This is a genomic window from Escherichia sp. AM3, from assembly GCF_032029835.1.
GTDB classification, from domain to species: Bacteria; Pseudomonadota; Gammaproteobacteria; order Enterobacterales; family Enterobacteriaceae; genus Escherichia; species Escherichia coli.
Map to the genome: position 1 here is coordinate 1 of NZ_JAVUPQ010001189.1, position 249 is coordinate 249.

A 249-nucleotide genomic window follows, 5' to 3' on the forward strand; every position below is an offset into this window, starting at 1 on the left:
CGGTTGGGCAGCGGGGCAATATCCGCTTTGTGCCCGCCCGCGGTGAAGCCGGTTCCGTCACCATGGCCGACGCCCACGGGCGCTTTTCCGGCCTCGGCGTGGCGCTGACCAGCACCGGCGCGGGGGCGGGTAATGCGGTAGGCGCGCTGGTGGAAGCCATGAATGCCTGCACGCCGCTGCTGCATTTAACCGGGCAGGTTGAGAAAGCCTGGCTGGACGCCGACACCGGGTTTATCCATGAAACCCGTG

1 protein-coding gene is annotated in these 249 nt (G+C 67.5%); it reads left to right on the plus strand.

All coding sequences use genetic code 11. From position 1 onward, the window contains the following. On the plus strand, positions 1 to 249 hold a 249-nt coding region (locus tag RTW80_RS30260; RefSeq protein WP_312721887.1), incomplete at both ends, for a thiamine pyrophosphate-binding protein.